General features: G+C 59.6%; 9 protein-coding genes. 3 read left to right on the top strand and 6 right to left on the bottom strand.

The features are described from left to right. Window positions 1–31 precede the first annotated feature (31 nt). The 3 genes from SNL23_RS27325 to SNL23_RS27315 all read right to left on the bottom strand — a co-directional run bounded on the left by SNL23_RS27325 (window position 32) and on the right by SNL23_RS27315 (window position 2,534). Window positions 32–586: a sigma-70 family RNA polymerase sigma factor gene (locus SNL23_RS27325; protein WP_318304256.1), complete on the bottom strand. Its 555-nt coding sequence runs from the start codon at window positions 584–586 to the stop codon at window positions 32–34. A 217-nt stretch (window positions 587–803) separates the two neighbouring features. Then, entirely contained in the window at window positions 804–1,583 is a 780-nt protein-coding gene (locus SNL23_RS27320; protein WP_076015843.1) for a phosphate/phosphite/phosphonate ABC transporter substrate-binding protein, read from the bottom strand. 9 nt (window positions 1,584–1,592) lie between these two features. After that, window positions 1,593–2,534 carry a fatty acid desaturase gene (locus SNL23_RS27315; protein WP_318304254.1) on the bottom strand — a complete coding sequence of 314 codons (942 nt, stop codon included), beginning with the start codon at window positions 2,532–2,534 and terminating at the stop codon, window positions 1,593–1,595. 335 nt (window positions 2,535–2,869) lie between these two features. Here SNL23_RS27315 and SNL23_RS27310 point away from each other — a divergent pair, with 335 nt between their 5' ends. Continuing rightward, window positions 2,870–3,307 (top strand): GNAT family N-acetyltransferase, encoded by a 438-nt coding sequence (locus SNL23_RS27310; protein WP_318304252.1) that lies wholly within the window; start codon window positions 2,870–2,872, stop codon window positions 3,305–3,307. Window positions 3,308–3,367: 60 nt separating this feature from the next. Next, the gene (locus tag SNL23_RS27305; protein ID WP_318304250.1) at window positions 3,368–4,186 is read left to right on the top strand and encodes a class I SAM-dependent methyltransferase; all 819 of its coding nucleotides are present in this window, start codon (window positions 3,368–3,370) and stop codon (window positions 4,184–4,186) included. 116 nt (window positions 4,187–4,302) lie between these two features. Here the strand turns inward: SNL23_RS27305 and def are convergent, their stop codons facing one another. The 3 genes from def to SNL23_RS27290 all read right to left on the bottom strand — a co-directional run bounded on the left by def (window position 4,303) and on the right by SNL23_RS27290 (window position 6,158). Beyond that, window positions 4,303–4,842 (bottom strand): peptide deformylase, encoded by a 540-nt coding sequence (def, locus tag SNL23_RS27300; protein WP_177086463.1) that lies wholly within the window; start codon window positions 4,840–4,842, stop codon window positions 4,303–4,305. Between the two features lie 3 nt (window positions 4,843–4,845). Beyond that, window positions 4,846–5,790: a YihY/virulence factor BrkB family protein gene (locus tag SNL23_RS27295; protein WP_076015847.1), complete on the bottom strand. Its 945-nt coding sequence runs from the start codon at window positions 5,788–5,790 to the stop codon at window positions 4,846–4,848. A gap of 182 nt (window positions 5,791–5,972) precedes the next feature. Further along, on the bottom strand, window positions 5,973–6,158 hold the full coding sequence (locus SNL23_RS27290) for a CsbD family protein (protein WP_076015848.1): 186 nt from the start codon (window positions 6,156–6,158) through the stop codon (window positions 5,973–5,975). Window positions 6,159–6,357: 199 nt separating this feature from the next. On the opposite strand from SNL23_RS27290, the gene SNL23_RS27285 reads away from it, so the two are divergent. After that, window positions 6,358–6,735 (top strand): hypothetical protein, encoded by a 378-nt coding sequence (locus SNL23_RS27285; protein WP_076015849.1) that lies wholly within the window; start codon window positions 6,358–6,360, stop codon window positions 6,733–6,735. Window positions 6,736–6,746: the final 11 nt, after the last annotated feature.

The following is a 6,746-nucleotide window of genomic DNA, read 5'->3' as shown; positions in this document are numbered from 1 at the left end:
CTCCACACCCTTCAAGATCAGGGTTTAAAAGTCATAACTGAGCCGCGTGTAGTAAAACGCCCCTTCCGGCGGCGACAGGTGGCTGTATTGCTGGCCCCGGGGTCTGGCGCAAACGGCTCATGTAGTTGCTGACCGAACGCGGGGAAATGCCCAGTTCAGCTGCGATTTCCGGATAGGTCAGGCCGTTGAGCTGCGACAGCAAAAAGGTCGCCTTGACCTTGGCCGGCAAGCCGTCGAGGAACTGGTCGATGGCCTGCAGGGCTTCGAGCATTTGCGCCAGGTGTTCGGGAGAGGGTGCGGGCGACGTTTCGTCCTGATCGAGGGCGTCGAGGTAAGCGCGCTCCAGGTCTCGACGGCGCCACAGTTGATACATCAGGCGTTGAGCAATGGTGGTGAGCAAGGCGCGGGGTTGGCGAATCGGCACTACGTCCGGGGAACTCAGAAGCTGGACGAAGGTGTCGGCGGCGATGTCTTCGGCGTGGGCACGGGAATCGAGATGGCGGTGCAAACGGCCGCACAGCCAGTCGTAATGACTGCGGAATAATCCGCCCACGTAATCGCTGTGAGAAGTGTCGGCGCCGGACATAGTGGCTCCATCTGAGTAGGTTGCGCGTTATGTCCGGTGTTCCGGTGGAGCGATCCTAGCAAGGCTTGTTATTCTTTAATAATATTAAAAAGGTATTTTTATATAACAGATCGCTCACACTCTCTGCGTGGGAATGCCGCCTTGGACCCTCCGCGTCTGCTTGAAATCGTGACGCAGAGCGTCACAAGGTGCGTTCCCACGCGGAGCGTGGGAACGATCATTGGAGGCGTGGATAACCCAGGGCTTCGGCCTGCTGCCGGTAATCCAGCAGCACCTGGTAATCCGCTTCGCTGGCGGGCAGCACTTCGTGTACGCCGAGGGTTTGCACCACGTCGGGCAGGTCCTGCAAGGCCAGGTTCATGGCTTCCCGCAGGTGTTCACTTGAACCCGGCGCGGTGATGTACGGCAACGTCGGGCTGGGCGCACTGCGGGTGACGATCCGCAGCCCGGCCACTTCCTGCGGCGCAAAACGCGCGAGGTAGTCGAAGGTCACGCTGTCGATGGCGGCCAGGTCAGCACGGTCTTCCCGCAGCCAGCGCAGGCTTTCACGATGGGCGCCGCTGATGCCGACGTCGGCAAAGAACCGACCGCCCTGCTGCAGCGGCGCCAGGCGTTCACGCAGCAGGTTCATGCCGCTGTTGGAGTCGTGGCCATTGATCACGCCGCGGCTGTTGTAAAAGTCGGCCAAGGCGCTGCGTGGATTGTCGTCGCGGGTCAGCAGCAGGCTGCAATGGGCGCCACCGCTGCTGTGGGGCAGCTCGTAGCGCGGGCGGCCGATCACATGGACCTGCCCGCGCAGCTCGGTCATCAGCGGGTAGCCGCAGGTTTGCGTCAGCAGCAATTCGGGCGCGCGCCACAGGCTGCGCAGGTCGAGATGCTCGGCATTGCGGCGGGTCACGCCCAGGTGCTCCAGGATGCGCGAAAGCCAGCGCTCGTTGGCCTGTTGCACCTCTTGCGGCGCCACGTACATCAGCAGTTCGGCGTAGCGGTCACTCATGGTCGTCTCTTAAGCAAAGGGGTGCCGTGGGCTGTCGATAGCCTTGAGCCCGTGACGGCCGATCAACTGGCCGTAACCCTGCACCAGGAACCCGCCGCTGCGCGCCACCCATTGTTCGCGGCGCGCGCGGTACACGGTGGGCAGCAAGTACCACGGCAGCTTCGGCAAGTCGTGGTGCACCAGGTGCAGGTTGTTGTTGAGGAACAGCCAGGTCCACGGCCAGGCGGCCTCATTGAGAACCGTGCGTTGCTCCGGTTGCGGGTGCGGGCGGTGTTCATAGTAGGAACGGATCGCCGCCACCGACAAGGCCGGCACGCTGACCAGCGCCATGTAGTGCCACACCGGCAGCACGCTGTAGTGGGCGATAAAGGTCAGCATCAGTGCGGTCACGGTGCCATGGCTCAGCCACATCAACCAGGCCTGGCGCTGGCCTTGGCACAGGCGCCTGAATTCGTTGCGGGCCAGTTTCCACAGCGCCAGCGGCGAGCCCAGCAAGAAGCGCCCGAGGACGGTCTTGGTCAGCCAATGCAGGGTGCGCTCAAAGGGTGAACTCGCTGACCACTGCAATTGATTCAGGTAACGGCTTTCCGGATCGACACCGGGCACCGTCAGGTCTTCGTCGTTGTGATGCACCAGGTGGCAGTTGCGGTACAGGGTGTAGGGGTACCAGACGGCAAACGGCGCGTAGCCGAGGAGTTTGTTCAGGGCATTGAAACGGGTGGGATGGCCGTGCAGGAGTTCGTGTTGCAGGGACATCCACAGTGCCACGAGCGGAATCAACAGCGCGGTACTCAGCCACCGGCCGAGCCAGTGGCTGCCAAACATCACCGTAAACCAGCCGGCATACACACCGATCAACAGCAGCCAGGTCGGCCACTCGGTGCGGGCGGTAAAGGTATTTGCCAGGGCCTCGATTTCGAAGCTGTGGGTTTCATCAAGGTAGTTGGACATCGGCAGCTCAGGGCAGGCGTGACCGACGAAAAAGTCGGCTTCATCCTGCTCTGTGCAATGAGGCGGGAAAATCTTGCAGATCGTTTGGTGCTTACCTTAGAACTTTAGTGACCGAACAGATTGCTGTCGGTTTTCTTGGCCTTTTTCTCGGCGCGTTTTTCATCGGCGGTCTTTGCCGGTTTCTTCTTGTCAGCTTTCTTGGAATTCAGACCTTTGGCCATGATGCGTGCTCCACTTACAGGGGATGTAACACTGGGTATAACACCGATTGCCCAACAGAAGGCGCTTTGCCCGACTTATAATCTTCGCCCCCTGAATTCGCGTGTTTGAAAACCATGCCCAAGTTGCACATCGACCGACTGGCGGAGCCTTTGTGGCCGCTGCTGAACAAGTTCTACCGCCGCCATCACTCACCGATGAAGGCCCTCAAGGGCGGCCAGTTGTGGGTGGCCAAAGGCAGCGAGATTGTCGCAGGACTGTGCCTGACGCCAGTGGTGGGCGGGCAATGGCTGACCGGGCTGTTTGTAGACCCGGCAATGCGTGGCCAAGGGCTGGCGGCGCAACTGATTCGGGACGCCTCTGCCAGCGTCGAGGGGACGCTGTGGCTGTTTTGCCACCCGGAACTTGAAGGCTTTTACCAGCGTCTCGGCTTTACCCAGGACACGCTGCTGCCGCAGTCCTTGTCCGAGCGCCTGGTGCGTTACAAACGTAACAAGCCAATGATTGCGATGGGCTTAGAACCGTTGGTGAGGTCGACCATCGATAATCTGTAAACAGCGTTTGTGGCCCCCATGCTAGCCTCGGCGACACATAGGCCCACTCCCTGGAAGATCATGAAAGCGACCCTTGCAGCTTTGTCCCTTGCCGCCCTCCTCGCCCCGGCCTTGAGCCAGGCAGCCGAAGCCCCGGTTACCGCCGAGCAGTACGCAAGCGTGCTCGCCGGCAGTTGGCGCGTGCCTGCGAACAGCGCGCGCGATGTCTATCGTCACCCGCAACAGACCCTGGAATTCTTTGGCCTGCGGGCCAACCAGACCCTGATCGAAATCACCCCGGGTGGCGGCTGGTACAGCGAAGTGCTGGCGCCATTGCTCAAGGACAACGGCCATTACATCGCCGCCGTGCAGGCGCCCGGGAGTAGTGCTTACGCGCGTACGTCAGAGGAAAACCTGAAGAAGAAATTCGCGGCAGATCCGGCGCATTACGCCAAGGCCGGCTTCGTCGAGTTCGATCCCAAGGCACCGGTGCTGGGCCAGCCTGGCTCGGCCGACACGGTGCTGACCTTTCGCAACGTGCACAACTGGGTGATGGCGGATACGGCACCGGCGATGTTCGATGCATTCTTCAAGGTGTTGAAACCGGGTGGCGTGCTGGGTGTGGTGGATCACCGAGCCAAGGACGGGGCGTCGCTGGAAGACATCAAGCACAGCGGTTACCTGACCACGGCGTATGTGGTGAAACTGGCGACTGATGCGGGGTTCAAGCTTGAGGGGCAGAGCGAGGTCAATGCTAACCCGAAAGACACCAAGGATTACCCGGATGGGGTCTGGACCTTGCCGCCTGCGTTGACGTTGGGGGAGAAGGATAAGGCGAAGTATGTAGCGATTGGTGAGTCGGACCGGATGACGTTGCGGTTTGTTAAACCCGCTAAATAAACCACACATTCTGTGGCGAGGGAGCTTGCTCCCGCTGGGCTGCGCAGCGGCCCCAAAATCTTGGGAGCGCTTCGCACTCCAGCGGGAGCAAGCTCCCTCGCCACAGGGATTGAGGGTTACTCGTCCGCTGTGGGATCCATATCCGGGAACATTACTTCGATAAACCCGAACTTGCTGAAGTCGGTAATCCGCGAGGGGTACAGCCGGCCGATCAGGTGATCGCACTCGTGCTGGACCACTCGTGCGTGGAAGCCTTCGGCAATCCGTACAATCGGCTCGCCCTTGGGGTCAAACCCTTCGTAGCGAATCTGCTGGTAGCGGTCCACTGCTCCACGCAAACCAGGCACCGACAGACAGCCTTCATAACCCTCTTCCAATACAGGACTGAGTGGCGTGATCAGCGGGTTGATCAGGATGGTCTGGGGCACGGCGGGCGCGTCCGGGTAGCGTTCGCTGCTCTCGAAGCCGAAGATCACCAGTTGCAGGTCCACACCCACCTGCGGCGCGGCCAGGCCAACGCCGCCCACGTGCTCCATGGTCTGGAACATGTCATCAATCAACTGCCACAGCTCAGGGCTGTCGAACATTTCCGGCGGAACCGGCGGGGCAACACGCAGCAGGCGCTCATCGCCCATTTTCAGGATTTCACGGATCATCGATCAGACTTCGTCGGTAGTGGGCTTGAGTGAGGGGTCTCGGCCGAGGCCGGAAACATGCTTTTTTTCGTCGTGCTCGCCAAAGTCCTTTTCACCAGGATCCTTGCCTTCAGCCGACATATGTTCGATCACCGCGTTCATCTCCGCCCCCAGCAACAGCACAGCGGCCGAAATGTAGAAGTACAGCAGCAACACGATGATCGCGCCGATACTGCCATACATGGCGTTGTAGTCGGCAAAGGTTTTGACGTAGTAGCCAAACCCCAGGGAAGCGATGATCCAGACCACCACCGCCAGCACCGATCCCGGGGTGATAAAGCGAAATTTCTGCTTCACGTCAGGCATCACGTAGTACATCAAGGCCACGGAGAACATCAACAGGATGACGATCAGCGGCCAACGCAGGATGGTCCACAACGTGACCACGAATTCCTGCATGCCGATCTGCCCCGCCAGCCATTCCATCACCTGCGGCCCGAGCACCATCAACGCGGCGGCAGCCAACAGCATGCCGGCGATGCCGATGGTGTAGAACACCGACAGCGGGAAACGCTTCCAGATCGGCCGGCCTTCCACCACGTCGTAGGCGGCGTTCATCGCGCTCATCATCAGGCGCACGCCCGCCGAGGCGGTGTACAGCGCGATCACGATACCCACCGACAGCAGGCCACCCTTGGATTGCTGCAACTGGTCGATCACCGGGTTGACCTGTTCCAGGGCCTGGGGCGGCAACACCAGTTCCGACTGCATGCGCAGCCAGGTGAAGAAGTCTGGCAGGTGCAGGAAACCGATCAGGGCAATCAGGAACAGCAAGAAGGGAAACAGCGAGAACAGCATCTGGTAGGCCAGTGCCGAGGCGTACGTAGGCATCTCGTCATCGACGAACTCTTTGACGGTGCGCACCAGCACCTTGTGCAGGGGCAAGCCTTGTAATACCGGAAAAATCATAGCGTCTCCTTTCGCCGCAAAAAATTTGAGTTCGTGGGCGACTCAGGGGCCGTTTTCTACATCAAGGTAGCCCATTTGGCGACCCTGAAACAATTTCCAATCTTTAATCACTGCTGGTGACACAAAAACGGCCATCCGTGGATGGCCGTCGGGCTGCTGGAATGCAGTCAGCCAGGTCGGGACTATTTGGTCGCTTTCTTGACCGCGTCCTTGGTGTCGCCGACTGCTTTTTGCACTTCGCCTTTCTTTTCCTGAACCACGCCTTCAGCCCGTAGCTTGTCGTTGCCGGTGACTTTACCGACCCCTTGCTTCACGTTGCCTACGGCCTCGTTCGCTAAACCTTTTGCCTTATCCGATGTGCTACTCATGGTATTTCTCCTGGGAACAATCAAGGATTTTGGTCACTACGTAATCGTTGACCCTTGGCCTTTCCAGAGAGTTTCAATTATTTTTTGACCTGCATTTCATCGCGGCATACAGGTTTGGCTTTATGTTTTGCGGCCAACCCACGAGAATGCCGGGCACATCCAGGCGCAAGCGCTGGATAACAGATCCCGTAGGAAGGTTATGAAACTCAATAAAGCACAGGCCATCGCCCGCAGAAACCAGGAACTGGGCGGTGCCGTACTCGGCGTCAACAACTGCCATTTCACCGACCTGGACCGCAAACGCAACATCTGGTGGTTCGACCTGCCGGTGGGCCGGATTGCCGTGGGCCAGTACGAGTGGATTCACTTGTTGATGCACAACGCGGACAACGACCAGTTGCTGCACTTGAAGGTGCCGACAGTGTTTTTGCGCGAGAAGCTTGAAGGCCTGGTGGTGCGCAATGCCGGCAAGCGCAAGCCGGAGATCACCCTGGAGCTGAGTGCCGACAAGGACTCGTTCCTCAAGGACGTACGCCCTGCTGGCGCCGGTGTGAGCTTCGCGCAGTTCGCACTGTAGGAATGCAGTAA

This window comes from Pseudomonas sp. SED1 (assembly GCF_034044025.1).
Classification (GTDB): domain Bacteria; phylum Pseudomonadota; class Gammaproteobacteria; order Pseudomonadales; family Pseudomonadaceae; genus Aquipseudomonas.
This window is presented reverse-complemented; position numbering and strand designations above follow the sequence as displayed.

What these genes read in the sequence shown, in the direction of transcription:
- SNL23_RS27325 (WP_318304256.1), bottom strand. Translation starts at nt 586, where the DNA reads ATGTCCGGCGCCGACACTTCTCACAGCGATTACGTGGGCGGATTATTC.
- SNL23_RS27320 (WP_076015843.1), bottom strand. Translation starts at nt 1,583, where the DNA reads ATGAGTGACCGCTACGCCGAACTGCTGATGTACGTGGCGCCGCAAGAG.
- SNL23_RS27315 (WP_318304254.1), bottom strand. Translation starts at nt 2,534, where the DNA reads ATGTCCAACTACCTTGATGAAACCCACAGCTTCGAAATCGAGGCCCTG.
- SNL23_RS27310 (WP_318304252.1), top strand. Translation starts at nt 2,870, where the DNA reads ATGCCCAAGTTGCACATCGACCGACTGGCGGAGCCTTTGTGGCCGCTG.
- SNL23_RS27305 (WP_318304250.1), top strand. Translation starts at nt 3,368, where the DNA reads ATGAAAGCGACCCTTGCAGCTTTGTCCCTTGCCGCCCTCCTCGCCCCG.
- def (WP_177086463.1), bottom strand. Translation starts at nt 4,842, where the DNA reads ATGATCCGTGAAATCCTGAAAATGGGCGATGAGCGCCTGCTGCGTGTT.
- SNL23_RS27295 (WP_076015847.1), bottom strand. Translation starts at nt 5,790, where the DNA reads ATGATTTTTCCGGTATTACAAGGCTTGCCCCTGCACAAGGTGCTGGTG.
- SNL23_RS27290 (WP_076015848.1), bottom strand. Translation starts at nt 6,158, where the DNA reads ATGAGTAGCACATCGGATAAGGCAAAAGGTTTAGCGAACGAGGCCGTA.
- SNL23_RS27285 (WP_076015849.1), top strand. Translation starts at nt 6,358, where the DNA reads ATGAAACTCAATAAAGCACAGGCCATCGCCCGCAGAAACCAGGAACTG.